This is a genomic window from Sandarakinorhabdus sp. DWP1-3-1, from assembly GCF_049896705.1.
Taxonomy (GTDB): Bacteria; Pseudomonadota; Alphaproteobacteria; order Sphingomonadales; family Sphingomonadaceae; genus Sandarakinorhabdus.
On sequence record NZ_JAFCUV010000002.1, the window covers coordinates 331,476 to 354,732 of the forward strand.

General features: G+C 67.7%; 25 protein-coding genes. 9 read left to right on the forward strand and 16 right to left on the reverse strand.

Annotated elements, in window-relative coordinates:
* The first annotated feature begins 29 nt into the window (after window positions 1–29).
* Window positions 30–200 carry a DUF2256 domain-containing protein gene (locus ACP7AI_RS11015; protein ID WP_426167266.1) on the forward strand — a complete coding sequence of 57 codons (171 nt, stop codon included), beginning with the start codon at window positions 30–32 and terminating at the stop codon, window positions 198–200.
* Window positions 201–225: 25 nt separating this feature from the next.
* Window positions 226–999 carry a class II aldolase/adducin family protein gene (locus ACP7AI_RS11020; protein ID WP_426167268.1) on the forward strand — a complete coding sequence of 258 codons (774 nt, stop codon included), beginning with the start codon at window positions 226–228 and terminating at the stop codon, window positions 997–999.
* A 37-nt stretch (window positions 1,000–1,036) separates the two neighbouring features.
* On the opposite strand, the gene ACP7AI_RS11025 is transcribed toward ACP7AI_RS11020, so the two are convergent.
* Entirely contained in the window at window positions 1,037–1,411 is a 375-nt protein-coding gene (locus tag ACP7AI_RS11025; protein ID WP_426167270.1) for a DUF423 domain-containing protein, read from the reverse strand.
* 354 nt (window positions 1,412–1,765) lie between these two features.
* On the opposite strand from ACP7AI_RS11025, the gene ACP7AI_RS11030 reads away from it, so the two are divergent.
* Genes ACP7AI_RS11030 through ACP7AI_RS11040 form a run of 3 tightly spaced genes read left to right on the forward strand, consistent with a single transcriptional unit; the run spans window position 1,766 to window position 4,145 of the window.
* Entirely contained in the window at window positions 1,766–2,572 is an 807-nt protein-coding gene (locus ACP7AI_RS11030; RefSeq protein WP_426168316.1) for an exodeoxyribonuclease III, read from the forward strand.
* The gene (ribA, locus tag ACP7AI_RS11035; RefSeq protein ID WP_426167272.1) at window positions 2,569–3,642 is read left to right on the forward strand and encodes a GTP cyclohydrolase II; all 1,074 of its coding nucleotides are present in this window, start codon (window positions 2,569–2,571) and stop codon (window positions 3,640–3,642) included. Before ACP7AI_RS11030 ends, ribA begins: the two co-directional genes overlap by 4 nt.
* Window positions 3,642–4,145: a L,D-transpeptidase family protein gene (locus ACP7AI_RS11040; protein ID WP_426167274.1), complete on the forward strand. Its 504-nt coding sequence runs from the start codon at window positions 3,642–3,644 to the stop codon at window positions 4,143–4,145. Before ribA ends, ACP7AI_RS11040 begins: the two co-directional genes overlap by 1 nt.
* 58 nt (window positions 4,146–4,203) lie before the next feature.
* On the opposite strand, the gene ACP7AI_RS11045 is transcribed toward ACP7AI_RS11040, so the two are convergent.
* The 6 genes from ACP7AI_RS11045 to alr all read right to left on the reverse strand — a co-directional run bounded on the left by ACP7AI_RS11045 (window position 4,204) and on the right by alr (window position 8,789).
* Window positions 4,204–4,776, reverse strand: coding sequence for a fasciclin domain-containing protein (locus ACP7AI_RS11045; protein WP_426167276.1), 573 nt, complete (start codon window positions 4,774–4,776; stop codon window positions 4,204–4,206).
* Window positions 4,777–4,887: 111 nt separating this feature from the next.
* Window positions 4,888–5,628, reverse strand: coding sequence for an anti-sigma factor (locus tag ACP7AI_RS11050; protein ID WP_426167278.1), 741 nt, complete (start codon window positions 5,626–5,628; stop codon window positions 4,888–4,890).
* Window positions 5,625–6,179, reverse strand: a complete 555-nt coding sequence (locus ACP7AI_RS11055; RefSeq protein WP_426167280.1) for a sigma-70 family RNA polymerase sigma factor — start codon at window positions 6,177–6,179, stop codon at window positions 5,625–5,627. The genes ACP7AI_RS11050 and ACP7AI_RS11055 overlap by 4 nt, the downstream gene beginning before the upstream one ends.
* Window positions 6,176–6,934 (reverse strand): ABC transporter ATP-binding protein, encoded by a 759-nt coding sequence (locus ACP7AI_RS11060; protein WP_426167282.1) that lies wholly within the window; start codon window positions 6,932–6,934, stop codon window positions 6,176–6,178. The genes ACP7AI_RS11055 and ACP7AI_RS11060 overlap by 4 nt, the downstream gene beginning before the upstream one ends.
* Window positions 6,931–7,725, reverse strand: a complete 795-nt coding sequence (locus ACP7AI_RS11065; protein ID WP_426167284.1) for an MlaE family ABC transporter permease — start codon at window positions 7,723–7,725, stop codon at window positions 6,931–6,933. The genes ACP7AI_RS11060 and ACP7AI_RS11065 overlap by 4 nt, the downstream gene beginning before the upstream one ends.
* A complete protein-coding gene (alr, locus tag ACP7AI_RS11070) occupies window positions 7,722–8,789 on the reverse strand; it encodes an alanine racemase (RefSeq protein ID WP_426167286.1) in 1,068 nt (355 codons plus the stop codon). The genes ACP7AI_RS11065 and alr overlap by 4 nt, the downstream gene beginning before the upstream one ends.
* A 125-nt stretch (window positions 8,790–8,914) precedes the next feature.
* Between alr and ACP7AI_RS11075 the strand changes: the two genes are divergently transcribed.
* Window positions 8,915–9,136 (forward strand): hypothetical protein, encoded by a 222-nt coding sequence (locus tag ACP7AI_RS11075; RefSeq protein WP_426167288.1) that lies wholly within the window; start codon window positions 8,915–8,917, stop codon window positions 9,134–9,136.
* 2 nt (window positions 9,137–9,138) lie between these two features.
* Here ACP7AI_RS11075 and ACP7AI_RS11080 read toward each other — a convergent pair whose 3' ends face one another.
* The 4 genes from ACP7AI_RS11080 to trmB all read right to left on the reverse strand — a co-directional run bounded on the left by ACP7AI_RS11080 (window position 9,139) and on the right by trmB (window position 12,254).
* Window positions 9,139–10,074, reverse strand: coding sequence for a ribose-phosphate pyrophosphokinase (locus tag ACP7AI_RS11080; RefSeq protein WP_426167290.1), 936 nt, complete (start codon window positions 10,072–10,074; stop codon window positions 9,139–9,141).
* Window positions 10,075–10,160: 86 nt separating this feature from the next.
* A complete protein-coding gene (mutT, locus tag ACP7AI_RS11085) occupies window positions 10,161–10,574 on the reverse strand; it encodes an 8-oxo-dGTP diphosphatase MutT (protein ID WP_426167292.1) in 414 nt (137 codons plus the stop codon).
* Between the two features lie 2 nt (window positions 10,575–10,576).
* Complete coding sequence (locus ACP7AI_RS11090; RefSeq protein WP_426167294.1) at window positions 10,577–11,530, reverse strand: acetyl-CoA carboxylase carboxyltransferase subunit alpha; 954 nt, start codon at window positions 11,528–11,530, stop codon at window positions 10,577–10,579.
* 37 nt (window positions 11,531–11,567) lie between these two features.
* Window positions 11,568–12,254, reverse strand: a complete 687-nt coding sequence (gene trmB / locus ACP7AI_RS11095; RefSeq protein WP_426167296.1) for a tRNA (guanosine(46)-N7)-methyltransferase TrmB — start codon at window positions 12,252–12,254, stop codon at window positions 11,568–11,570.
* A 113-nt stretch (window positions 12,255–12,367) separates the two neighbouring features.
* Here trmB and ACP7AI_RS11100 point away from each other — a divergent pair, with 113 nt between their 5' ends.
* On the forward strand, window positions 12,368–13,897 hold the full coding sequence (locus tag ACP7AI_RS11100) for a flavin-containing monooxygenase (protein WP_426167298.1): 1,530 nt from the start codon (window positions 12,368–12,370) through the stop codon (window positions 13,895–13,897).
* Window positions 13,898–13,918: 21 nt separating this feature from the next.
* Here the strand turns inward: ACP7AI_RS11100 and ACP7AI_RS11105 are convergent, their stop codons facing one another.
* The 3 genes from ACP7AI_RS11105 to lnt all read right to left on the reverse strand — a co-directional run bounded on the left by ACP7AI_RS11105 (window position 13,919) and on the right by lnt (window position 17,282).
* Window positions 13,919–14,353 (reverse strand): hypothetical protein, encoded by a 435-nt coding sequence (locus ACP7AI_RS11105; RefSeq protein ID WP_426167300.1) that lies wholly within the window; start codon window positions 14,351–14,353, stop codon window positions 13,919–13,921.
* Between the two features lie 53 nt (window positions 14,354–14,406).
* The gene (gene metK / locus ACP7AI_RS11110; protein ID WP_426167302.1) at window positions 14,407–15,648 is read right to left on the reverse strand and encodes a methionine adenosyltransferase; all 1,242 of its coding nucleotides are present in this window, start codon (window positions 15,646–15,648) and stop codon (window positions 14,407–14,409) included.
* 95 nt (window positions 15,649–15,743) lie between these two features.
* Window positions 15,744–17,282, reverse strand: a complete 1,539-nt coding sequence (gene lnt, locus ACP7AI_RS11115; RefSeq protein ID WP_426167304.1) for an apolipoprotein N-acyltransferase — start codon at window positions 17,280–17,282, stop codon at window positions 15,744–15,746.
* An 88-nt stretch (window positions 17,283–17,370) separates the two neighbouring features.
* Between lnt and ACP7AI_RS11120 the strand changes: the two genes are divergently transcribed.
* A complete protein-coding gene (locus ACP7AI_RS11120) occupies window positions 17,371–18,135 on the forward strand; it encodes an ATP-binding cassette domain-containing protein (protein ID WP_426167306.1) in 765 nt (254 codons plus the stop codon).
* Window positions 18,136–18,157: 22 nt separating this feature from the next.
* Entirely contained in the window at window positions 18,158–19,708 is a 1,551-nt protein-coding gene (locus tag ACP7AI_RS11125) for an ABC transporter permease/substrate-binding protein (protein WP_426167308.1), read from the forward strand.
* Between the two features lie 6 nt (window positions 19,709–19,714).
* On the opposite strand, the gene ACP7AI_RS11130 is transcribed toward ACP7AI_RS11125, so the two are convergent.
* Window positions 19,715–21,472 (reverse strand): ABC transporter ATP-binding protein, encoded by a 1,758-nt coding sequence (locus ACP7AI_RS11130; protein ID WP_426167310.1) that lies wholly within the window; start codon window positions 21,470–21,472, stop codon window positions 19,715–19,717.
* Between the two features lie 302 nt (window positions 21,473–21,774).
* Window positions 21,775–23,238: a hypothetical protein gene (locus tag ACP7AI_RS11135; RefSeq protein WP_426167312.1), complete on the reverse strand. Its 1,464-nt coding sequence runs from the start codon at window positions 23,236–23,238 to the stop codon at window positions 21,775–21,777.
* Window positions 23,239–23,257 lie beyond the last annotated feature (19 nt).

Sequence of the window (23,257 nt, forward strand, 5' to 3'; positions counted from 1 at the left end):
TGTGACAATTGTTAAGGTAAGCTTTGGATATGGCCAAGATGCGCCGCAAGGCCGACCTGCCCAAGAAGGATTGCGCGACGTGCGGCCGGCCGTTCGCCTGGCGCAAGAAATGGGCGCGCGACTGGGACAATGTCCGCCATTGTTCGGATGCCTGCCGTACCGGTGCCTATTCCCGCGCCGTCAAAAATGGGGCAGGCTGACAAAAATCGTCTTGGGAGTCGCAGCATGGCTACGCAATTGAAGCCGGTCACTACCGTCAAGGACCAGGTCACGCCGGAAGAATGGCAGATCCGCGTCGATCTCGCCGCCGCCTATCGGCTGGTGGCACTGTACGGCTGGGACGACATGATCTTCACGCACCTTTCGGCGCGCATCCCGGGGCCGGAGCATCATTTCCTGATCAACCCGTATAATCTGATGTTCGAGGAGATCACCGCGTCGTCGCTGGTCAAGATCGATGTCGAAGGCCATCCGGTCATGGAGACGCCGTACATCACCAACCCGGCGGGCTTCACCATCCATTCGGCGATCCACATGGCGCGTGACGATGCCCAGGCGGTGATGCACGTCCACACCCGCGCCGGCCAGGCCGTCAGCGCGATGACCGAGGGGCTGATGCCGATCACCCAGACGGCCCTGATCGCCCGCCACGACCTCGCCTATCACGAGTATGAAGGCATCGCGACCGACCTCGAGGAGCGCGAGCGCCTGGTCGAGGACATCGGCACCAAGAATACCATGATCCTGCGCAACCACGGCACGCTGGCCGTGGGCGCGACGGTCGCCGAATGCTTCCTGCGGCTGTATTTCATCGAACGCGCCTGCGAGGCCCAGGTGGCGGCCCTGTCGGCTGGCCGCGACGGCCTGTCGATGCCGCCGCAGGGTACGCCCGAAAAGGTCGCCGGCCAGACGCGCGGGATCGGGATGCTGGCCAATGGGCTGGCGTGGCCGGCGCTGATCCGCAAGCTCGACCGGATCGATCCAAGCTATCGGGACTAGAGCACTCATCCCGGCCTCCGCCAGGATGGCAGACGGGTTACTCCGGCTCGATCTTGTCGATGACCAGTGCGACGATCGCGATCCAGAACCAGCCGATCATCATCAGCGAGCCGCCGATCGGCGCGAAGGCGGCGACCATGCGCGGTGCCCCGAGCGCCAGCGCATCGAGATCGACGGCAAAGATGAAGCTGCCGATGCTGAGCGCCCAGGCCGGCCGCACGACCAGCGGCGAATTGCGCCAGGCGAGCAGCCCGAAGACGGCGGCGACATGCGGCAACTGGAACAGCACGCCGGTCATGATCCAGTCGCGCGCCTGCGGATCCTTGATGCCGTGTGCGGCGAATGTTCCGAAAGCCAGGGCGACGATGGCGTTGAAGGCGGCGAAGGCCGGCAGGGCACGAGGTCTGGTCATATATGTCCTCATAACCGGCCCAGCCGCGAAAGACAGTTAATGAAATCATAACGCTCGCGACGAAACATGGCGTTTCAGCGATGAGTTGCATCGATCGGGGCGACGAGCCGTATCTTTCTGAATATCGTTCATGTCGGGTCAATGTCCGCGGGGGCATAACGCAAGGGCGGTTGGCACCGCAGCCGGAGTTTGCCCCCTGTTATCTGGTTGCGACCCAGTGCCACCTGCTGCGTGACGAGCGCAAAAATGGCCCCCTGTTCCATGCCCCCGGAGCAGGGGGTCTATTTGCGTTCTGGTTCTGCCGGTTGTCGCGCGCAAGCGACAGGTGACGATGGCGCCGCCATCCCCTACACGCTGGCCATGACCCTGCGTATCGCCACCTGGAACATCAATTCGGTGCGTTTCCGCCTCGACATCGTCGAGCGCTTCCTGCGCGATCATGCGCCCGACGTGCTATGCCTGCAGGAAACCAAGGTGATGGACGATGCCTTCCCGCATCCGATGTTCGAGGCGATGGGCTATCGCTATCGCCTGCTCAACGGCCAGCGCATGCATCACGGCGTCGCGACGCTGTCGCGCATCCCGATGCGCGAGGAACGACGTTACGACTGGCAGGACAATGGCGAGGCTCGCCACATCGGGGCGCGGCTGGCGGTCGGCCCCGGCGCCGGGCTGCTCATCGAGAATGTCTATATCCCCGCCGGTGGCGACGTGCCCGACACCCAGCTCAATCCCAAGTTCGCGCAGAAGCTGGCATTTCTCGGCCGCATGACGCGTTGGTCCGAATCACTGCGCGATGCCAGCGTCATCGTCGGCGATTTCAACGTCGCGCCGCTCGAATGCGATGTCTGGAGCCACAAGGCACTGATCGATGTCGTCAGCCACACGCCGATCGAAGTTGCCGCCCTGGCGGCGCTGCAGCAGAGCCACGACTGGGTTGACATGGGCCGGCACTTCATCGCGCCGCCGGAGCGGCTGTTCACCTGGTGGAGCTATCGCGCCACCGACTGGCGGCTGTCCGATCGCGGGCGGCGACTCGACCATATCTGGGTGTCGCCGGAGCTGGCGCCGCTGGCGAATCGATTCGAGGTCATCGAAGACGCGCGCGACTGGGGCAAGCCGTCCGACCATGTTCCACAATTGCTGACGCTCGACCTGTGAGCGGCAACGCGGGCTGGCGCGCCGAGGCGGCGGGCGATGCGCTGCGCCGCGGCCGCATCGTCGGCATCGGCACGCTGGCGGTGCTGTCGGCGGAGCTGGCGGATGCGGCGACGCTGGCGGTGCTCGAGGCGCAGGCGCGTGCCGGGCTGATCATCACAGCGCGGCGCGGCGCGGTGCTCAACCTGACCAACCAGCTGGCGGCGGCGGTCGACGATCCGGAGCCGGTCTGGGTCGATCGCCCAACTTGGCTCGAGCTCGCCGGCTCGCGCGCCGTCGCCGACCCGGTGCTCGACCTGGCGACGCCGTTCAAGGGCCCGTTCACGACGCGGGCGCTCGGCGACGACCGCCAATCGGCGCGCGCGGCGATCGCGCTGGCGAAACATGCGGCGCTGCTGCCGGCGGTCTATGCCGTGCCGATCGCCGGCGCCGCCCCGGTGGTCGTTGCCGATACCGCGGCAGTGCTGGCGCTGCCGGCGCTCGTCGCCGATGTCCGGATTTCATCGCGCGCCCGCCTGCCGCTGGCGCCGGCGGAGGATACCGAGGTGGTGGCGTTCCGGCCTGGCGACGGCGGCCCGGAACATCTGGCGCTGGTCATCGGCGATCCGTCGCGCGCCGCGCCAGTGCTGGTGCGGCTACACTCCGCCTGCCTGACCGGCGATGTGCTGGGCAGTCTGAAATGCGACTGCGGCCCGCAGCTGCACGCGGCGCTGGCCGCCATCGCCGCCAACCCCGGCGGTGGCATCCTGCTCTATTTGCAGCAGGAAGGTCGCGGCATCGGGCTGCTCAACAAGTTGCGCGCCTATGCGCTGCAGGACCAGGGCTTCGATACCGTTGATGCAAACACGCGGCTGGGCTTCGAGCCCGACGAGCGCGATTTCACCCTCGCCGCGGCGATGCTGCAGCAGCTCGGCGTCGGCGAGGTACGGCTGCTGACCAACAATCCGCTCAAGGTCGACGGACTGGCGGCGCATGGTCTCAAGGTCACCCGCGTCGAGCACAGCATGCCGCCCAATCCGCACAACATCGCCTATCTCGGCACCAAGCGCGATCGCCAGGGCCATCTGCTGTGATGCTGACGGCATCGGTCGCGGCGGGCACGATCACGGCGTTCGGCGAGACGATTGCCGCCGTGTTCGGCAAGGGCGGTGCCGTCGCAGCCGCTGCCAAACGCGAGGGCGATGGCGCGACGCCGCTCGGCGTCTGGCCGGTGCGCGCAGCATTGCTCCGACCCGACAGGACAGCAGCCCCCGCGACGCGTCTGCCGTGGCGCTGGCTGCGGGCCGATGACGGCTGGTCCGACGCTGCTGCCGATCCGGCGTACAATCGCCCCGTCAGCCATCCCCACGGTTTCAGCGCCGAACGGCTGTGGCGCGATGACCACGCCTATGACATCGTCATCGTGCTCGGCCACAACGACAACCCGCCGGTGGCGCCACTGGGCAGCGCGATCTTTTGGCACTGCACCCAGCCCGACCGCCGCCCGACCGAAGGTTGCATCGCCGTGGAGCGGGCGATCCTGGCGGGCTGGCTTGACCTGCTGGCACCGGGGGACAGCGTCAACGTGCTGCCCTGAAACGAAGCGGGCGGGCCTTTCGACCCGCCCGCCCGAGCAACGCAATCGGTAAAGGCGTTTACGGCATCAGCACGGTGTCGACGACGTGGATAACCCCGTTCGACTGGTTCACATCGGCGATGGTGACGTGCGACATGCCGCCCTTGGCGTCGGTCAGCATGACGGTCTTGCCCATCAGCGAGGCGGTCAGCTTGCCGCCCTGCACTGTCGTCAACACGGCCTTGCCACCGCCGGCCTTGATGGCGGCGAGGATGTCCTTGGCGCCCATCTTGCCGGCGACGACGTGATAGGTGAGGACCGTCGTCAGCGTACCCTTGTTCTCGGGCTTGACGAGGCTCTCGACGGTGCCGGCCGGCAGCTTGGCAAAGGCGGCGTTCGTCGGCGCGAACACCGTGAACGGCCCGGGACCGGACAACGTCTCCACCAGCCCGGCAGCCTTGACCGCGGCGACGAGCGTCGTGTGATCCTTGGAATTGACGGCGTTCTCGATGATGTTCTTCGTCGGGTACATCGCGGCACCGCCGACCATCACGGTCTTGGTGGCGGCGGTCTTGGCGGCCAGCGGCGCGCTGCCGAGGCCGAGGGCGGCAGCGGCGAGCATGGCAATCCGCAGGCTGGTGGTGGCAGTCATCGATCAGTCTCCTTGAAACACGGGTCCGAGGTCGGACGGTTCAGTTACGCAGGGACAATGACGGAAGTTGCGATCCGTGACGGGCGCGAAATGTCGCAGAGTCCTTGCCGGTCAGACCGGAACCAGCTTGCCGGTGGCGACGACCGGCCCGGTCGGCTGGCCCGTCGGCGAGCCGCCCAGCGGTTCGATCGAGACCGCCAGCGTGGCGCCGGGTGCGAGGCCGGCGAGGCGCTTCGATGAAATCGCATGGGCGTTCGGCCCCTGGATATCGATGACACCCAGCGAGCGCGGCGGCTTTTCGCCTTCGATTACCCATAGTTCGGCGGATTTGCCCTTGTCGTCGCGCTGCGTCGCCGGCGTCAGCACCACGGCGCCGCGCAACGGATCATAGGCGGCCGACAGCAGCGGCGTGCCGTCGGCACCGGCGAGCGCTGCGACGAGCAGCTGCGGCGGCGCGCCCGGGGCCGGCGGCGGCGGTCCGACCTGGGCGATCGCGATAGCCGCGGCGGCGACGCCGGCAAAGGCAAAGCCACGCCAGAGTGCGACATTGTCCCACAGGCTGCGCCGCGCTGGTCTGGCCGGCTGGCGGGCAGGTGCCGGCGCGATGTCGGCGCTGATTCGCTCCCAGACCTGCGGCGGGGGCGCCACGCCAGGTGTCCCGGCATCCAGCGGCGACAATTGCCGCTGCCAGGCCTCCACTGCGGCGCGGAAATCCGGGTCCGACAGCAGTCGCAGCTCGGCGGCGCGATGTTCGGCACGCGGCAGCACGCCAAGCGCGAAATCGAGCGCCAGTGCCGCATCCGGCGTCATGCCGTCGGGCAGCGCGTCGTTCATGTCGGCAGGCCCGGTCATGACAGTTCCGTCCGCAGCCGCAGCAGCCCGCGCCGCACCCAGCTTTTCAGCGTGCCGACGGGGACGCCCTCGCGCTGCGCCAGCGCCTCATAGGTCACGCCTTCGAAATAGCAGCTGCGGATGGCGGCAGCGTGGCGCGGCTCCAGGGTCGCCAGTGCGCTGTTCAACCGGGTGGCTTCCCCGGCAGTGGCCAGCAGCTCGTCGGCACCGGGGCGATCGTCGGTCACCGTCATGGCATCTTCGAGCGGTGCCGACGGCCGGTTGCCGCGGGCGCGCAGCCGGTCGATGGCGCGGTTGCGCGCAATGGTGGCGGCCCAGGTGACAGGGCTGGCCCGCGCGGGGTCGAAGGCGGCCGCCTTGCGCCACACCGTCACGTAAACCTCCTGCAGCACATCCTCGGCTTCACCTCGTTCGACCAAGATACGCAGGATTATGCCAAACAGCTTCGTTGCGGTTCGGTCATAAAACATCTGGAACGCCGCCGCATCACCATCGGCGGCGCGGGCGAGCAGCGCCGACAGCTCGGATGCACCGGGCGACAATGGCGTCACAGGGTTCGCACCGGCATCTTGATCGGCCCTTCGGCACGGCCGTGGACGAACTGGTCGACGAACGCGTTGCCCGAGCTGTCGAGGTCGCCCCGCGGCCCATGCCAGACGATGCGGCCCTGGTACAGCATGGCGACGCGATCGGCGATTTTCCTGGCGCTCGCCATGTCGTGAGTGATGGTCAGCGCAGTGATCTTCAGGTCGGTGACCAGCGTGCGGATCAGATCGTTGATGACATCGGCCATGATCGGATCGAGGCCCGTCGTGGGTTCGTCGAAGAACAGGATTTCGGGCCGGGCAGCGATGGCGCGGGCCAGCGCAACGCGCTTCTGCATGCCGCCCGACAGTTCCGACGGGCGCAGGTCGGCGACATCGGCGCCCAGGCCGACGCGGGCGAGATTGTCGATCGCGGCGGCGCGGCGGCTGGCGGCATTGCCCGGCAGGGCAAAGGCGATGTTGCGCCAGACGGGCAGCGAATCGAACAAGGCGCCGCCCTGGAACAGCATGCCGAACCGCGCCTGATGGGCGGCCAGCGCCTTGCCCTTCAGCCCGACGCTCTCGACGCCGTCGACGCGGATGCTGCCGGCATCGGGCCGCAGCAGCCCCAGGATGCATTTCAGCATCACCGACTTGCCGGTGCCCGAGCCGCCGATGATGACCATCGATTCGCCGTTGCTGACGCTGAGATCGACGCCGTCGAGGACGACCTTGCGGCCGAACTGCTTCCTGACGCCGGCAAGGGTGATGTCGGCGCTCATGATCCGAAGACGATCACGGTGATGATAAGGTTCGACAGCAGGATCAGGATGAAGGCTGAAACGACGGCATTGGTGGTTGCCCGCCCGACGCCGGCGGCGCCGCCCGAAGAATGATAGCCGTGATAACAGCCCATCAAGGCGATGAAGAAACCGAACACTGCCGCCTTGACCATCGATGAGGCGACGTCGTCCCATTTCAGATATTGCGCGGTGGTGTTGAGATAGGCGGCCGAATTGAAGTTGAGCCGCTGTGTCGCCAGCAGCCAGCCGCCCATGACGCCGAGCGCGTTCGACGCCAGCACCAGCACCGGCATGACCAGCACGGCCGCGACGACGCGTGGACCGATGAGATAGCGGAAGGGATCGGTGCGCAACGTCGTCAGCGCGTCGATCTGCTCGGTGACGCGCATCGTGCCGATCTCCGCCGCCATCGCACTGGCGACGCGGCCGGCCACCATCAGCCCGCCGAGTACAGGGCCGAGCTCGCGGACGATACCGATGACGGTGACGGCAGGGACGGTCGACGACGCGTTGAAGCGGCTGCCGCCGATATAGATCTGCTGGGCGAGCGCCGACCCGGTGAACAGCGCCGTCAGGCCGACGACGGGCAGCGAAAAATAGCCGATGACCAGCATCTGTTCGAACAATTGTGCGGGATAATAGGGCGGCCGCACCAGCCGCGTCACGACCGCCAGCGCAAAACGCGCCAGCCGGCCGATGGCGCCGAACAGCCCGATGATGACGCTGCCGAGCGCGATCAGGGCATGGACGATGGTGGTGACGGGATTCATGTATGCACCCGGGCATAGCGAGCGCCGAGGCCGGTGAGCAACTCATATTCGGAGCGGCCGCTCGCCGCGGCCGAGCCGGCGAGGTCGAAATCCATCGTCAGCCAGTCGCCTTCGGCGAGGTCGGGGGCGGCGCTGACGTCGATGATGGTGAGGTCCATCGAGATACGGCCGACGACCGGGCATGGCACGCCGTCGACGAGCGCCCGGCCGCGATCCGACAGCGACCGCGGATAGCCGTCGGCATAGCCGAGCGCGACGACGGCGACGCGCAACGGACCTGCGGCGGTATAGGTCGCGCCATAACCGATGCTCGCCCCCGCCGGCACGTCGCGCAGCTGGATGATTCGCGTCGCGATGCCGGCGACGGGCGCCAGCGGGTGCGCATCGGGCGACGCGCCGCCGCCATACAGCCCGATGCCGGGCCGCGTCAGATCGAAATGCCAGCCCGGGCCGAGGCCGATGCCGGCCGAATTGGCCAGTGCCCGGCGACGTGCGGGAACGACGGCGGCGATGTCGGCAAACGCGGCGCGCTGGGCTTCGTTGGCGGGGCTGGCGGGTGTCTCGGAGCAGGCGAGATGGCTGTGCAGCGTGTCGATTGCGAGGCCGTCGAGCAGGCCGGAGCGAGCCTCGGCAATGTCGATGCCGAGGCGATTGAGGCCGGTGTCGACCATCACGTCGCACGGCCGGCCCGTTACCTTCCACGCCTGCACCTGCCCGGCGGTGACCAGCACCGGCACGGCGGGGGAGGCGAGTGCCCGCGCCATGTCGCCGGGCATGACCCCGTGCAGCACCGCCACGCGCACGCCATCTGGTTGCGGCCCCAGCGCCGCCACCTCGTGCCAATGGGCGACGAGCAGGTCGCGACAGCCGGCCGCGACCAGCGCCGCCGCGATCGGGCGGGCGCCGAGGCCATAGCCATCGGCCTTGACCGCTGCGCCGCAGGCCGCCGCTGCGCCGGCCCGGGCGAAACGGCGCCAGTTGGCGACCAGCGCCGCCGTGTCGACCGTCAACCGGCTGGCGTCGGGCGCCAGGGTATCGGGCAATGGGGCATCGCAAGACGTCATCGGCAGCGAGGGTTAGCGACCGGCGCCCGGCGTGTCACGGCATAGCCGCCGAATATTCATGGCTCCGAAAGCAGTGACGTTATAAAAGCATCATTGGGCAGACGACGGCCCCTGAAAGAACACGGATGCAGACGGCCACCAAGACCTTTCTTTCGACCCTGTTGATCGCTGTCGCGGTCGCGGCGACCCCGGTATTTGCCCAGGCGCAGCGGCCGGATACCGATTTCTGCGCCAGAATGCGGGCCAGAGACCCGGGCGGCATCTGCACGCCCAAGGGTGAGTATGTGACGGCCGAGAAGGTCTATCTGCCCGACGGCAAGGTTATCAACCGCACCACTGGCAACTGACGCTAGTCGAACAACGAACTGACCGAGCTTTCCTCGCTGGTGCGGCGCATCGCTTCGGCGAGCAGCGGCGCGATGGTGATGCGGCGGATCTTTTTCGCCGCCCGTACCGATGCGACGGCAGCGATCGAATCGGTAATGACCAGCTCGGTCAGCGCCGACCCGTCGACGCGTGCCACGGCGCCGCCCGACAGCACGCCATGGGTGACATAGGCGGTCGCGCCGGTGGCGCCGGCCTCCAGCAGCGCGGCGGCGGCATTGCACAGCGTGCCGGCCGAATCGACGATGTCGTCGACCAGCACGCACATTTTGCCGCGCACATCGCCGATGATGTTCATCACCTCCGATTCGCCGGCGCGTTCGCGGCGCTTGTCGACGATCGCCAGCGGGGCGTTGCCCAGTCGCTTGGCCAGGGCCCGGGCGCGCACGACGCCGCCGACATCGGGGGACACGACGACGAGGTCCTGCCGCGCCAGACGCGATTCGATATCGGCGGCGATGACGGGGGCGGCGTACAGATTGTCGGTCGGGATATCGAAAAAGCCCTGGATCTGGCCGGCGTGGAGATCGACCGACAGCACGCGATCGGCACCGGCCTTGGTGATCAGGTTGGCAACGAGCTTGGCCGAAATCGGCGTGCGCGGTCCGGGTTTGCGATCCTGCCGGGCATAGCCGAAATAGGGCACCACCGCGGTGATGCGCCGGGCCGAGGCGCGGCGCAGCGCATCGATGCAGATCAGCAATTCCATCAGATTGTCGTTGGCGGGGGCAGCGGTTGGCTGGACGACGAAAACGTCTTCGCCGCGGACATTCTCATGGACTTCGACAAAGATCTCCTCATCGGCAAAGCGCCGCACCGACGCGCTGGTCAGCGTCATGTCGAGATAATCGGCGATGGCCTGTGCCAGTTCAGGATTGCCGTTGCCGGCCAGAATTTTCATGTCGAGTGCGTCCCCGTGCAACTGGGCTTGGCCATAGCCGCGCCGTCACGCAACGGCAACACGAAGGGTCAGCCTGGCGCGAGCCGTCAATCGCCGGGCGTGAGCGCCTTGGCCAGCGCCGCCAGCACCGGGCGGTCGGCCGGCGGCATCGGTAGTGCCGCCAGCTCTTCCAGCGAGCACCATTGCACCGGCTGGTCGATGAAGCCCAGCGGCTCGCCCAGCCAGGCGCGACACAGATAAACCATCATCACCAGGTGGAATTCGCGATAGGCATGGCTGGCAAAGCACAGCGGCCGCAGCTGTGCCGGGACAACGTTGATGCCGAGTTCCTCGCCCAACTCGCGGACCAGCGCCACCTCCGGCGTTTCGCCGGGCTCGAGCTTGCCGCCGGGAAACTCCCAAAGTCCCGCCAGCGACTTGCCCTCGGGCCGCTGCGCCACCAGGACATAGCCGGCGCTGTCGACAAGTGCCGCCGCCGCGACATAAACGATCCGCGGCATGGCTAGAGGTGCCGCCCCATCTCGACGAACTTGTCGCGCCGCGCCTTGCGCAGGTCCCGCGGCGCCATGGCGAGCAGTGGCGTCAGCTCGCTGGCAATCGCCATGGTCAGCGAGGCGATGGCTGCCGCCGGGTCGCGATGGGCGCCGCCCAGCGGCTCGGTGACGATGGTGTCGATGACGCCGAGTTTTTTCAGGTCGGCGGCGGTGACGCGCATCGCCTCGGCGGCTTCGGGGGCATGACTGTTGGCCTTGTCGGCGGTGCGCCACAGGATGCTGGCGCAGCCTTCTGGCGAGATCACCGCATAGACCGCGTGTTCGAACATGATGACCCGGTCGGCGGCGGCGAGCGCCACGGCGCCCCCCGAGCCGCCCTCTCCGGTGATCGCGGCGATCAGCGGCACCGGTGCCGCCAGGCAGGCCTCCGTGGCGCGGGCAATGGCCTCGGCCTGGCCGCGCTCCTCGGCATCGAGGCCGGGAAAAGCGCCGGCGGTATCGACCAGCGTGACGATCGGCACGTTGAAACGGCCAGCAAGCTCGATCAGGCGGATCGCCTTGCGATAGCCTTCGGGCCGCCCCATGCCGAAATTGTGCTTCACGCGCGTGGTGGTGTCGTTGCCCTTTTCATGGCCGATGACCATCACCGGCGTGGCGGATCCCCGCAACCGACCAAGCCCGCCGATGATGGCGAAATCTTCGCCGAAGGCACGATCGCCGGCGAGCGGCGTGAAATCTTCGACCAATGCCTTCACCATGTCGCCGAAATGCGGACGGCTCGGGTGGCGGGCGACCAGCGTCTTTTGCCAGGGCGTCAGCCGGGCATAGGTTTCGGCAAGCAGCCGGCGGGCAGCGCCCTCGGCGTGCTTGGCGCCCGCCTCGTCGCCGGCGGCACGATAATCGGCGGCGCGGGCGTGGATGGTCTGCACCGGCTTTTCGAAGTCGAGATAGGCTGTTGTCATGGCAACGACGGCTAAAGCGCAAAGCCCCGGGGGTCAATCAGCGGCGGCGGAAGCGGAAATACCAGACTTCATGGCCCAGCCGTCGCGCCTTGGCCTCGTATCGCGTCTGCGGCCAGTCGTCGGGGCGGACCTGGAAGTCGAGCGGGGTCTCGGCAAGCCATTCGAAATCAGCGGATTTCGCCATCTGCATCAGCGCCCAGCGGCAATAGACCGGATGGTCGGTGCCGACGCGAAACTCGCCGCCCGGCTTCAACACGCGCGCCACCATCGCCAGCGGCCCCGGGTTGACGAAGCGGCGCTTGGCATGGCGGACCTTGGGCCAGGGGTCGGGATGGAGCAGGAACACCCGGTCGAGGCTGGCATCGGGCAGGCGGTCGATGACGTCGAGCGCGTCGCCATTGTGTAACCGGATGTTGGTCAGGCCATGACCTTCGATCTCCATCAGTGCGCCGACGATACCATCGAGGAAGGGCTCGGCGCCGATGATGCCGACCTGGGGGTTGGCGAGCGCCTGCCCGGCCATATGCTCGCCGCGGCCAAAGCCGATTTCCAGCCACAGCGGCCGGTCGTCACCGAACAGACGCTGCGAATCGAGGCTGCCGGCATCGGGCAACGTCAGCTGCGGCAGCAATTCTTCCATCAGCGCCGCCTGGCCCTGGCGCAGTTTGTGACCGGTGCGGCGGCCATACAGGCGGCGGGTGGTAGCGGGATCGGTAAGCATCATCTGCCGCCATGCCGCAGCGGATTGCATTTGGAAAGCATGCGGGGTTTGATGTCGATCAAGGCGACGCCAGTTCGCCGGGCTAGTCTCAGCCGACATATGATGGGGAGAGTGCCATGTCTGACACCGATACGATGACCCGTGCCAGCGTCGCTGCCGACACGCAGCATGTCGACGTGCTGGTCGTCGGTGCCGGGATTTCCGGGCTGAGCGCCGCGTGGCACCTCAAGCACAATCTGCCCGGCACCAGCTTTGCCGTGCTCGAGCGCGAAGGCAGCTATGGCGGCACCTGGCTCACCCACAAATTCCCCGGCATCCGGTCGGACAGCGACCTTTATACCTTCGGCTTTCACTTCAAGCCCTGGGTCGGCCCGCCGATCGCCACGGCGGCCGAAATCCAGGCCTATCTCGGCGAGATGATCGACGAGAACGACCTCGGCCCCAACCTTCATTATGGCCACAGCATCGAGACTGCCAGCTGGTCGAGCGAGACGGCGACCTGGACGCTGGTCGCGCGCATCGCGTCGGGCGAGACGCGCACGTTTACCGCCAATTTCCTGTGGATGTGCCAGGGCTATTACCGCCACCGCCAGGGCTTCATGCCCGACTGGCCGGGCATGGACAGGTTCAAGGGCCCGATCCTCCACACCGAGGAATGGGACGAGACCACCGATTACGCCGGCAAGCGCGTCATCCTGATCGGATCGGGCGCCACGGCCGCCACCGTGATCCCCGAGATGGCCAAGACCGCGGCGCATGTCACGATGGTGCAGCGCTCGCCGACCTATTTCTTCCCCGCGAGCAACGCCAACGAAACCGCCGACATGCTGCGGCAACTGGCGATCGACGAGAGCTGGATTCACGAGATCGTCCGCCGCAAGGTCAATTTCGACCAGGACGTCACCGTCCGCCGCTGCGCCGAGGAGCCCGATGTCGTCGCCGCCGAGCTGATCGGCGGCGTCCAGGCGCTGCTGCCCGAGGGCTTTGACATGAAGCATTTCACGCCGAACTATCGCCCGTGGCGGCAGCGACTGGCATTCGTGCCCGATGGCGACCTGTTCACGGCGATCCGCGAAGGCAAGGCCGGGGCGGTGACCGGCGAGATCGAGACCTTCACCGAAACCGGCCTGTTGATGAAGGACGGCACCACGGTCGACGGCGACATCATCGTCGCCGCCACCGGCTTCAACCTGTGCGTGCTCGGTGACATTCAGTTCAGCATCGATGGTGAGCCGCTCGATTTCAGCAAGACCGTGACCTATCGCGGCATGATGTTCACCGGCGTGCCCAACATGGTCTGGGTATTCGGCTATCTGCGCGCCAGCTGGACCTTGCGCGCCGACATGATCAGCCATTTCGTCAGCCGGCTGCTCGCCCATATGCAGGCCAAGGGCGCAACCGCGGTGGTACCGAAACTGCGCCCCGAAGACCATAACATGCCGCTGTCGAGCTGGATCGACACCGATGATTTCAACGCCAATTACATCCTGCGTGGCCAGGGCCAGCTACCGCAGCGCGGCAACAAGCGCGAATGGCAGCATAGCCAGGATTACTGGCGCGAACGCGACGAATTCCCGGTCATCGACCTTGACGGTGCCGAATTCTCCTATTCGTACAATCGGGCGCGCGCGATCGCGGCGGAATAGCCGGGTCGCGGGGGCGGGCCGCTAGCGATAAACCTTGCCGTCGAAGCGCATGACCGGCTGCTTCTGCAGCCCCGGCCCGCCATATTCGATATCGAGCCAGCCGTTGTGGCGCGTCTTCAATGGCATGATCCCTCCGGTGCTGGCGCCGATCTTGCGCCAGCTGCCGTCTGGATTGCGGGCAAGGATCGTGAATCCTGTCTCGTCGCGGCCATAGCAGGCAATGTTGCCTTCGCTCAGCACGGCCTCTGGCCTGCCGTCGCCGCTGAGGTCGATCGCCTCGATGACAAAGTTCGAGCGCGGCCAGCTGGCATCGCCGGCGGCACAATCGACGACGGCCTTGCCCTTCATGGCGAACCCGGCCGCCTTGTAGATGGCGGCAGTATCGGCCGGCGGGAATGCCGGCGACGCGGCCAGCGCCGGCATCGCCAGCAAGCCCAAGACAACGGCACGGTACATCGGCGTCCTCCCATCACTGGAAGGACGCAGTTTACCGCAAATTCACGCCATTGTCAGGCGACGGCAGCCTTCAGCTTTTCAACGAGATCGGTCTTTTCCCAGCTGAAGCCGCCGTCGGCCTCGGGCTGGCGGCCGAAATGGCCATAGGCCGCGCTGCGCTGGTAGATCGGCTTGTTGAGGCCAAGGTGCGTGCGGATGCCGCGCGGCGTCAGGCGGACGAGCTTGGGAAGCACCTCCTCCAGCGTCGCTTCGGGGACAGTGCCGGTGCCATGCAGGTCGACATAGACGCTCAACGGCTCGGCGACGCCGATGGCATAGCTCAACTGGATCGTGCAGCGGCGGGCAAGGCCGGCGGCGACGACGTTCTTGGCGAGATAGCGGGTGATATAGGCCGCCGAGCGATCGACCTTGGTCGGATCCTTGCCCGAAAACGCGCCGCCGCCGTGTGGGCTGGCACCGCCATAGGTGTCGACGATGATCTTGCGACCGGTGACGCCGGCATCGCCGTCGGGGCCGCCGATCTCGAAGCGGCCGGTCGGGTTGACGTGGATGACGGTCTCGTCGGTGATGAAGCCGTCGGGCAGCACATCGTGGAACACTGACATGACATAATCGCGCAGCGTCGCGTACTTGCCGGCATCGCCGCCCTTGTCGGCGCCGTCTTCCCAGGGCTGGCAATAATCGACCGCGTGCTGGGTGGACACGACGAGCGCCGTCGCGCGCACCGGCACTTCGTTTTCATAGGCGAGCGTCACCTGGCTCTTGGCGTCGGGCTCCAGGAACGGCGCCTTGCCACTGTGGCGGTCGGCGGCCATACGCTCCAGGATCTTGTGCGAATAGTACAGCGTCGCCGGCATCAGGTCGGGCGTCTCGTCGGTGGCGTAACCGAACATGATGCCCTGGTCGCCGGCGCCTTCATCCTTGTTGCCGCTGGCATCGACGCCCTGGGCGATATGCGCCGACTGCGGGTGGAGATGGTTTTCGAAGTGCAGGTTCTGCCAGTGAAAGCCATCCTGCTCGTAACCGATGCGCTTCACCGTATCGCGCACGACAGTCTGGATTTCCTCCTGGGCGCCCGGCGCCCAGTTGCCGTCCTTGTCGATCATGCCCTGGCCGCGGACTTCGCCGGCGAGGACCACGCGATTGGTGGTCGTCAGCGTTTCGCAGGCGACGCGGGCTTCGGGGTCCTTCGACAGGAACAGGTCGACGACGGCATCGGAAATCTGGTCGGCGACCTTGTCGGGATGGCCTTCGGAGACCGATTCACTGGTGAACAGGAAGGAGGAACGCGCCATGGGGTTTGGTCCATTTCGTAAAAACTAGCCGTCGGCGTCTAGGCGGCAGCGCGCCTTGGCGCAAGGGGCATAAAGATAGCTTTATATGACAGAAACTATTGGTCGGCCCTCGATCGCCGCCGGTCCACGGCAAGCCCCGCCACCAGCAGCAACAGCCCGAATCCGCCGCTGATCAGGTGCCCATGGCGGGCGAAAAGCGTCGGCGGCAGCGTCGCCGGCAGTCGTGCCGCGCTGGTCGCGGCCTGGCGCGGGCTAATGACGGCCGACAGATGGCCGCGGCCGTCGATGACCGCGCTGATGCCGGTCGGCGTAGCACGGGCGATCGGCAGGCCTTCCTCGATGGCGCGCATCCGGGCCTGCGCCAGGTGCTGCGGCGGGCCGCTGCCGCCGAACCAGGCATCGTTGGAGATGTTGGCGATCCAGCCCGGCCGCCGCGCGGGGTCGACCACGGCGCCGGGAAAGATGATTTCATAGCAGATCTGCCCCCCGACGCTGCCGAAGCCGCCGGGCAGCGCCAAAGTGCGCGGGCCGGGGCCGGCGCGGAAATCGATGTCGCCCGGGGCAAGCCGGGCGAGGCCGATGCGGGTCATCAGCGCGCGTGCCGGCACATACTCACCCAGCGGCACCAGATGCGCCTTGTCGTAGCGGCCGTGCAGGCGGCCGCGGGCGTCGATGACGTACAGGCTGTTGGTCAATTCCACGATCTCGCCGCGTGCGTCGCGGATGGCGGCCACGCCGCCGAAGAGCAGCAGGTCGTCGGAGCCCAAAGCAGACGCGAGCACGGACCGTGCCTGCGGATCTTCCTCGACCAGATAAGGCACCGACGATTCGGACCACAGCACCAGCGCACCGCGCCGGCTGCCGCGCTCCGCCAGCGCCGCGCGGGTCATCACCAGGTAGCGCTGCAGATGCGCCGCCTCGATACCCGGCGTGTATTTGTCACCCTGACCGATGTTTGGCTGGATCAGATAGACCATCGGGTTGTCGGGCGCTTCGACCGGCCGATCGAGCACCAGCCCGGCAACAGCTGCGGCCGCGACCAGCACGCCACCGGCCGCGGCACCTCGCCCGGCCTGGCGCGACGCCAGCCACAGCGCGCCGCCCGCGACGACCATCAGCCCCGACAGCGCCAGCGAGCCGCCGAATGCCGCCAGTTGCGCCACCCCCGGCGCCGACAGCCAGGCGACCCCCAGCGGGTTCCAGGCAAAGCCCGATAGCACCCAACTGCGCAGCCATTCACCGAGCATCCAGCCGGCCGCCAGCACCAGCACGCGCCCGGCCGCGGTCCGCGCCAGCGTCCGCGCCAGCACCGCGGCCAGCGCCACGTAAAGCGCGAGGAACATCGACAGGCCGATGACCGCCACCCAGCCGAGTGCCGCCGGCATCTTGGCCTGATAAGTAAAGGCCTCGGCGATCCAGGTCAGCCCCAGGCTGAAATGGCCGACCCCGAACAGCCAGCCCCACAGCGCCGCGCGGCGACGCGTCGGGGCGGCATCGATCAGCGCCAGCAGCACGGCGATGCCGACCATCGTCAGTGGCCAGGCATCGGACGGCGCAAAACCGAGCGCCGCCAGCGCCCCGGCGGCGAGGGCGATCACGAACAGCAGGAAGGGCGAAAGCTGGGACAGGGGCACGCGCGTCGCCTTGCCCGAAAGCCGCCGATGGCGCCAGCCCGCTGCTGCGGCTTGCCGCGCCGGCGCGGTGCCGCCAAGGTCGTCACAAATGGCCGTTCCCCGCCTCGAATTCGCCGGCATCGGCATCAGCCGCGGCGGCAACGCGGTTCTCGACGGCATCGACCTCGCCATCCCCGCCGGCGCCTTCGTGGCGCTGACCGGGGCGTCGGGGGCCGGCAAGACGACGCTGTTGCGGCTGGCCAACCGGCTGCTGGTCCCGGACACCGGCGCCGTGCGGATCGATGGCGCCGACATCGCGGCTGCCGACGCGCCGGCGCTGCGTCGCGGCATCGGCTATGCCATCCAGGGCGTCGGGCTGTTCCCGCACTGGACCGTGGCCGAAAACATCGCCGCAGTGCCGCGTTTGCTGGGGGCCGATGCGGCGGCGATGGCGGCCCGCGTGCATGCGCTGCTCGATCTGGTCGAGCTGCCGCAGGATTTCGCCGGTCGCTACCCGCGCCAGCTGTCGGGCGGCCAGGCGAGTCGGGTGGGACTGGCGCGGGCGCTGGCCGCCGAACCCAGGCTGCTGCTGCTCGACGAACCCTTTGGCGCGCTCGACCCCGAAACGCGCGCCAGCCTCGGCGACAAGCTCGGCGAGCTCCATCGCGTGGCCGACCTGACCATCGTCATGGTCACCCACGACCTCGCCGATGCGCTGACCCGGGCCGATCGCATCATCGTTCTCGATTGCGGGCGGATCGTCGCCGACGGCACGCCGGCCGAACTGGTGCGCAGCACGCATCCGGCGGTGCAGGCGCTTGTCGCGGCGCCTGTCGACCAGGCGCGGCGCATCGCAGGGATTCTGCCCGCATGAATGCGCAAGTTCCGATGCCGCGATGAACGCGCAGTGGTCCCGCGCCCTCGCCATGCTGCCCGACCGGCTGGCGGCGCATCTCGGCGTGTCGGCGGCGGCGCTGGCGCTGGCGATCGCGGTGGCGGTGCCGCTGGTGCTGCTGATGGCGGCGCGGCCGCGGCTGCGCGCCGGGGTGCTCGCGGCGGCAGGCGTCGTGCAGACGATCCCGGCGCTGGCGCTGCTGGCACTGTTCTACCCGCTGTTGCTGCTTGTCGGCGGGCTGACGCAACGGCTGGCCGGGTTCGGTGTGCCGGCGCTCGGCCTGCTGCCATCCTTGCTGGCGCTGGCGCTCTACGCGCTGCTGCCCCTGCTGCGCGGCGGCAGCGACGGGCTGGCGAGCGTCGCGCCCGAAACGCTCGACGCCGCCGATGGCATCGGCATGACGCGGCGTCAGCGCCTGCTGCAGGTCGAATTGCCGCTGGCGGCGCCTATCATCATGGGCGGGCTGCGGGTGGCCGCAGTCTGGACGATCGGCGCCGCGACCCTGGCCACCACTGTCGGCCAGAAAAGCCTGGGTGACCTGATCTTTGCCGGGTTGCAGCTGGAAGACTGGACGCTGGTCACCGCAGGCTGCCTGGCCGCGGCCGGCCTGGCGATCATCGTCGATGTGGCTCTGGCGCAGGCCGAAACCGGGCTGGCGCGGGGGCAGCCGCGTCGCGCGGCGACCGGATTTGCGCTGCTCGTGGTACTGGTCATCGCGGTGCTCGGCTGGCAGGCGAGCGCCCGGCCGCCAGCCAGCGCTGCGCGCCCGGTCGTCGTCGGGGCCAAGAACTTTTCGGAGCAATATATCCTCGCCGAACTTATCGCCGAACGGCTGCGGGCCCAGGGCATCCCGGCGACGGTGCGCTCCGGCCTCGGCTCGGCGGTCGCGTTCCGGGCGCTCGCTGCCGGCGATATCGATGTCTATATCGATTATTCGGGCACGCTGTGGGATGCGGTGCTGCATCGGACCGACGCGGAGCCGCGCGCCGAGATGCTCGCGATCCTGCGCCGCGAGTTGCCGGCGCGGCACAAGGTGCAGGTCGCGGCCTCTCTGGGTTTTGAAAATGCCTATGCGCTGGCCATGCGCGGCGATGCCGCCGCGCGGCTCGGCATTACCAGCCTTGCCGATCTCGCCGACCGGGCACCCCAGCTTCGCCTCGCCACCGATATCGAGTTCCAGCAGCGGCCGGAATGGGCAGCGCTGCAGCGCGTCTATGGGCTGAAATTCAAGGCGCTGACCGCCTATACGCCGACGCTGATGGTCCGCGCGCTGACCGGCGGCGACGCCGACGTCATCACCGCCTTTTCCTCAGACGGTCGCATCGCCGCCGAAAGGCTGGTGCTGCTCACCGACCCGCGCGGCGCCTTGCCGGCCTATGACGCACTGCTGCTGGTCGGACCGCGCCGGTCGGACCTGGCGGCCAGGCTGGCTGGCCTCGACCACCGCATCCCGGTCGAGCTGATGCGCGAGGCCAATTGGCAGGCCGATCGCGACGCCGACAAGCAGACGCCGGGGCAGGCGGCGGCCTGGCTGGCGCGCCGCCTGCGGTAACGGCGGCTACTCTGCCGCCAGCGCGATGATATTGCCCTCCTGATGGTCGAAAAGCCGACGGTAATGGCCGTCTTCGCGCTGCAGCAGGCCATCATGGGTGCCGTCCTCGACGATCTTGCCGGCCTCGAAGACCAGGATGCGATCGAGGTTCCTGACGGTCGACAGCCGATGCGCGATGACGATCGAGGTGCGGCCGACCAGCAGCCGCTCCATCGCCTGGGCGATCAGGCTCTCGCTCTCCGAATCGAGGCTGGACGTTGCCTCGTCGAGGATCAGGATCGGCGCATCGGCGAGGAAGGCGCGTGCCAGCGCCACACGCTGCCGCTCCCCGCCCGACAGCTTGACGCCGCGCTCGCCGACTGGTGTCCCATAGCCCTTGGGCAGTTTCGCGATGAAATCATGCGCGTTGGCCAGCCGCGCCGCCGCCTCGATCTCGGCAAGACTCGCTTCGGGCCGGGCATAGGCAATGTTTTCGGCAAGGCTGCGGTGGAACAGGATCGGTTCCTGCGGCACGATGGCGATCCGCCGGCGCAGTGACTCCTGCGTCGCCATGGCGACATCCTGGCCGTCGATGGTAAGCCGGCCATCGGTCACCTCGTAAAGCCGCTGGATCAGCTTGACGAAGGTCGTCTTGCCCGATCCCGATCGCCCGACAAGGCCGACCCGCTGGCCCGCCGGAATGACCACATCGAGCCCCTGGTACAGCGGCGCGACGTGCGGCCCATAGCGGAAGCCGACATTGTCGAAACGGATTTCCCCGTTCGGCACCGCGATCGGCGTCGCGCCGTCATGATCGGCGATGCCCAGCGGCACATCGTGCAGCGCGACCAGTTCCTCCATCTCGTTCACCGCCCGCTGCAGGTGATGCACATGCTGGCCGATGTCGCGCAGGTAACCATGCACCACCAGATAGGCAGTGATCGCATAGGTCACGTCGCCCGGCGTCGCCCGGCCCTGCCACCACAGCCAAAGCGCTGTCCCGGTCACCGACAGCCGCATCAACCACAGCAGCGCGAGCTGCCCGGTGCCGGCATAGGTATGGCGATTCCACGTCCGGCGCGTCCGCTGCTGCCATTTGGCCACCGTGCGGGACAGCCGCTGGTCCTCGCGCGCCTCGCCGGCAAAGGCCTTGACCACGGCATTGCTGCCGATGGCATCGGCGAGCACGCCGCCGATCCTGGTATCGAGAGCGTTCGACAGCCGTGATGCCGGCGCGATCCAGCGCGCCGCCAGCGTCACCGTCAGCGCGATATAGGCGACGGCACCGACCGCCATGACCGCGCCCAGCACCGGCGCCCGGGCCCCCAGCAGCAGCATCGATCCGACCAGCACCGTCAGCGAGGGCAGCAGCGCCAGCAGCACGACATCGTCGATCGAATCGAACGACCACATGCCGCGGGTGATCTTGCGCTGCACCGAACCGGCAAAGCTGTTCGCATGCCAGTCGGTCGACAGCCGCTGCACGCGGTGGAACGCCTGTTGCGCCACGTTGCGCATGATGCCGAGCGTGAACGGCACGACGCTCCACCAGGCGATATGGCGCAGCACCACCATGGCCCCACCCAGCGCCGCCATGGTGGCAAAGGCCGACAGCGCCGCGTCGCGCCCGGCGGCGCCGGTTGCCAGCGCGTCGACCAGCTTGCCGGCCTCCACCGGCACGAAGATCTCGGTGACGGTGGCCAGCGACATGGCGCCGATAATCACCAGCGCGCGGCCACGCTGCTGCGCCCAATGATGGAAGACAAAGGCGAACACGTGCCGCATCGGGGCCGTGTCGCGATCCTGCGACGGGTTCATTTCATTTCACACGCGGCTGTAGCGCGTGTGCCTCTGGTCTATCGGTGGAGGGGGTGGCGCGGCAGCACCGGATCGGTCGGGCGCTGTCGCGCCAGGCGGCCAGTCAGGCCGACTTGCGGCGCAGGCCAACGCGGCGCCGGGAGACAGCGAGCAATGCGATACTGGTCATCTTTGCCCCTCCCTTGCCGATGGACCCCTGCTCATTAACAGAAGTCGGGTCCCCGGGCAATCCGCGGCACGGACCGGCGCTTCCAGGAGCGCGTCGCTGTTCAACGACGGGCCAGTCGTGCCTGCAGGAAGCTGGCCAGGCTGTCCCCGTGGATGCCTCCATCCGCGATGATCTCCTGCAACATGGCAAGGGCGTGGTAGAGTGGAAATGATGCCCGCTGTCCCTGCTGACCGCCCGCCTGCGGAGACGTGAAAAAGCGGCACAGGCTCATCAGCTGTGGGCCGATCGGCGCGGCCGGGTCGACCGGACAAATCCCGACGATCTCGGTCTTGTCGGTGAACGGCCGCTCGCGGGCGAGCACGTCCATGCCGTTGACTTCGGCCGACGTGAAGGGAAGCACCGCAAGGCAATAGAATTCGGGTTTTCCGGCACGGTGGATCATGCGGCCGAAACCGAAAACCCGGACATGGTCAGCGGCAAACGCGGCGAGGGTCATGCCGGGCGGCAGCCGATGGCCAACGCCGGACTCCTCCAGCAACTCGCGCGCGGCCGCATTCTGCACCAGCGTGATGAGGGTGCCTTCGCCGGCGCCGCCAAGGTCGCCCTTGTCCATCGAGCCCGAGCCGCTGGGGGCCAGCATGCCCTGGCTTTGCGCATTGCGCGGTGTCTGGCTGGTCAGCAGCAGATGGCCATCGACCGTGAATGCCAGCGTCGACGCCCCGAGCTGGTTTGAGATGTTGACGCATTCCGACAGGCGGCGGAGCCGGTATCGGCTGCCGCTGAGGACCGGCGCCAGAAACGCCGCGATCGGATCATGGATGACCTGTTCGGCACTGGCGGCGCGGAACACCCGCGTGAACGCCAACTGGTCGGTGGCCAGGGACGCGACATAATCCGTATTTTGGATGAGGTTACGGCCCGAACCCGTGTCCCCCGATGCGCAACGAAGGTCCAGATCACCGGCGAGGCGTAGCTTGGGGTCGTTGGTCAGTCTGGCGCCGGCACGCAGTACCCGGCGAATGGCATAGCGGCGCAGGTCCTCGTCGAGGGGATCGGCCGGTACCCAGGGCGCCGCAGCCAGCGACCAGCGCGGGCCAGCCGACGCGTCGTCAAGGAATGACAGCTCGACCAGCCGCCGGTTCCAAGCCTTGTTGTGCCATCCCGCTCGCAGCCGATGCACAATGCGCTCGTCCGGATTGGCCGGTTTGATGACGATGGCCGCGATCTTGGCCTGTCCCCATTCGGTATTGAGAAGTTGCTGTTCGCCATAGGGCTCGAGCCAGGCCGCCTGCTTGGCATTGGCAACGAGCAGCGCGGCCGACAGCATCAGCAGCACGACCTGCAGCTTTTGCTGGAGCGCCAGAGCCAGCAGGCGATCGAGCAGTGCTCCAGGGGCGGCGAGCACGGCAACGATCGCACTCCAGTCGAAGGCGACGGTGATCGCGCTCAACAGAACGGCGACCAGGGAGGCCCAGCGCACGATCCTCATCCCGGGCGTCAGGGCCGACGCCTCGAGCCGGCGTGCCTGCCACCAGATGCCCGGCGTGATCACCTGTCGCTGCATGCCCACCTTCCCGATGCGC

Bases quoted from the DNA above. Each gene is read 5' to 3' on its own strand.
- ACP7AI_RS11125 (WP_426167308.1), top strand. From the start codon at position 18,158: ATGAACGCGCAGTGGTCCCGCGCCCTCGCCATGCTGCCCGACCGGCTG.
- ACP7AI_RS11100 (WP_426167298.1), top strand. From the start codon at position 12,368: ATGTCTGACACCGATACGATGACCCGTGCCAGCGTCGCTGCCGACACG.
- ACP7AI_RS11015 (WP_426167266.1), top strand. From the start codon at position 30: ATGGCCAAGATGCGCCGCAAGGCCGACCTGCCCAAGAAGGATTGCGCG.
- ACP7AI_RS11065 (WP_426167284.1), bottom strand. From the start codon at position 7,725: ATGAATCCCGTCACCACCATCGTCCATGCCCTGATCGCGCTCGGCAGC.
- ACP7AI_RS11050 (WP_426167278.1), bottom strand. From the start codon at position 5,628: ATGACCGGGCCTGCCGACATGAACGACGCGCTGCCCGACGGCATGACG.
- ACP7AI_RS11060 (WP_426167282.1), bottom strand. From the start codon at position 6,934: ATGAGCGCCGACATCACCCTTGCCGGCGTCAGGAAGCAGTTCGGCCGC.
- trmB (WP_426167296.1), bottom strand. From the start codon at position 12,254: ATGATGCTTACCGATCCCGCTACCACCCGCCGCCTGTATGGCCGCCGC.
- ACP7AI_RS11090 (WP_426167294.1), bottom strand. From the start codon at position 11,530: ATGACAACAGCCTATCTCGACTTCGAAAAGCCGGTGCAGACCATCCAC.
- alr (WP_426167286.1), bottom strand. From the start codon at position 8,789: ATGACGTCTTGCGATGCCCCATTGCCCGATACCCTGGCGCCCGACGCC.
- ACP7AI_RS11040 (WP_426167274.1), top strand. From the start codon at position 3,642: ATGCTGACGGCATCGGTCGCGGCGGGCACGATCACGGCGTTCGGCGAG.
- ACP7AI_RS11105 (WP_426167300.1), bottom strand. From the start codon at position 14,353: ATGTACCGTGCCGTTGTCTTGGGCTTGCTGGCGATGCCGGCGCTGGCC.
- mutT (WP_426167292.1), bottom strand. From the start codon at position 10,574: ATGCCGCGGATCGTTTATGTCGCGGCGGCGGCACTTGTCGACAGCGCC.
- ACP7AI_RS11080 (WP_426167290.1), bottom strand. From the start codon at position 10,074: ATGAAAATTCTGGCCGGCAACGGCAATCCTGAACTGGCACAGGCCATC.
- ACP7AI_RS11135 (WP_426167312.1), bottom strand. From the start codon at position 23,238: ATGCAGCGACAGGTGATCACGCCGGGCATCTGGTGGCAGGCACGCCGG.
- ACP7AI_RS11130 (WP_426167310.1), bottom strand. From the start codon at position 21,472: ATGCGGCACGTGTTCGCCTTTGTCTTCCATCATTGGGCGCAGCAGCGT.
- ACP7AI_RS11025 (WP_426167270.1), bottom strand. From the start codon at position 1,411: ATGACCAGACCTCGTGCCCTGCCGGCCTTCGCCGCCTTCAACGCCATC.
- metK (WP_426167302.1), bottom strand. From the start codon at position 15,648: ATGGCGCGTTCCTCCTTCCTGTTCACCAGTGAATCGGTCTCCGAAGGC.
- ACP7AI_RS11020 (WP_426167268.1), top strand. From the start codon at position 226: ATGGCTACGCAATTGAAGCCGGTCACTACCGTCAAGGACCAGGTCACG.
- ACP7AI_RS11075 (WP_426167288.1), top strand. From the start codon at position 8,915: ATGCAGACGGCCACCAAGACCTTTCTTTCGACCCTGTTGATCGCTGTC.
- ACP7AI_RS11045 (WP_426167276.1), bottom strand. From the start codon at position 4,776: ATGACTGCCACCACCAGCCTGCGGATTGCCATGCTCGCCGCTGCCGCC.
- ACP7AI_RS11120 (WP_426167306.1), top strand. From the start codon at position 17,371: ATGGCCGTTCCCCGCCTCGAATTCGCCGGCATCGGCATCAGCCGCGGC.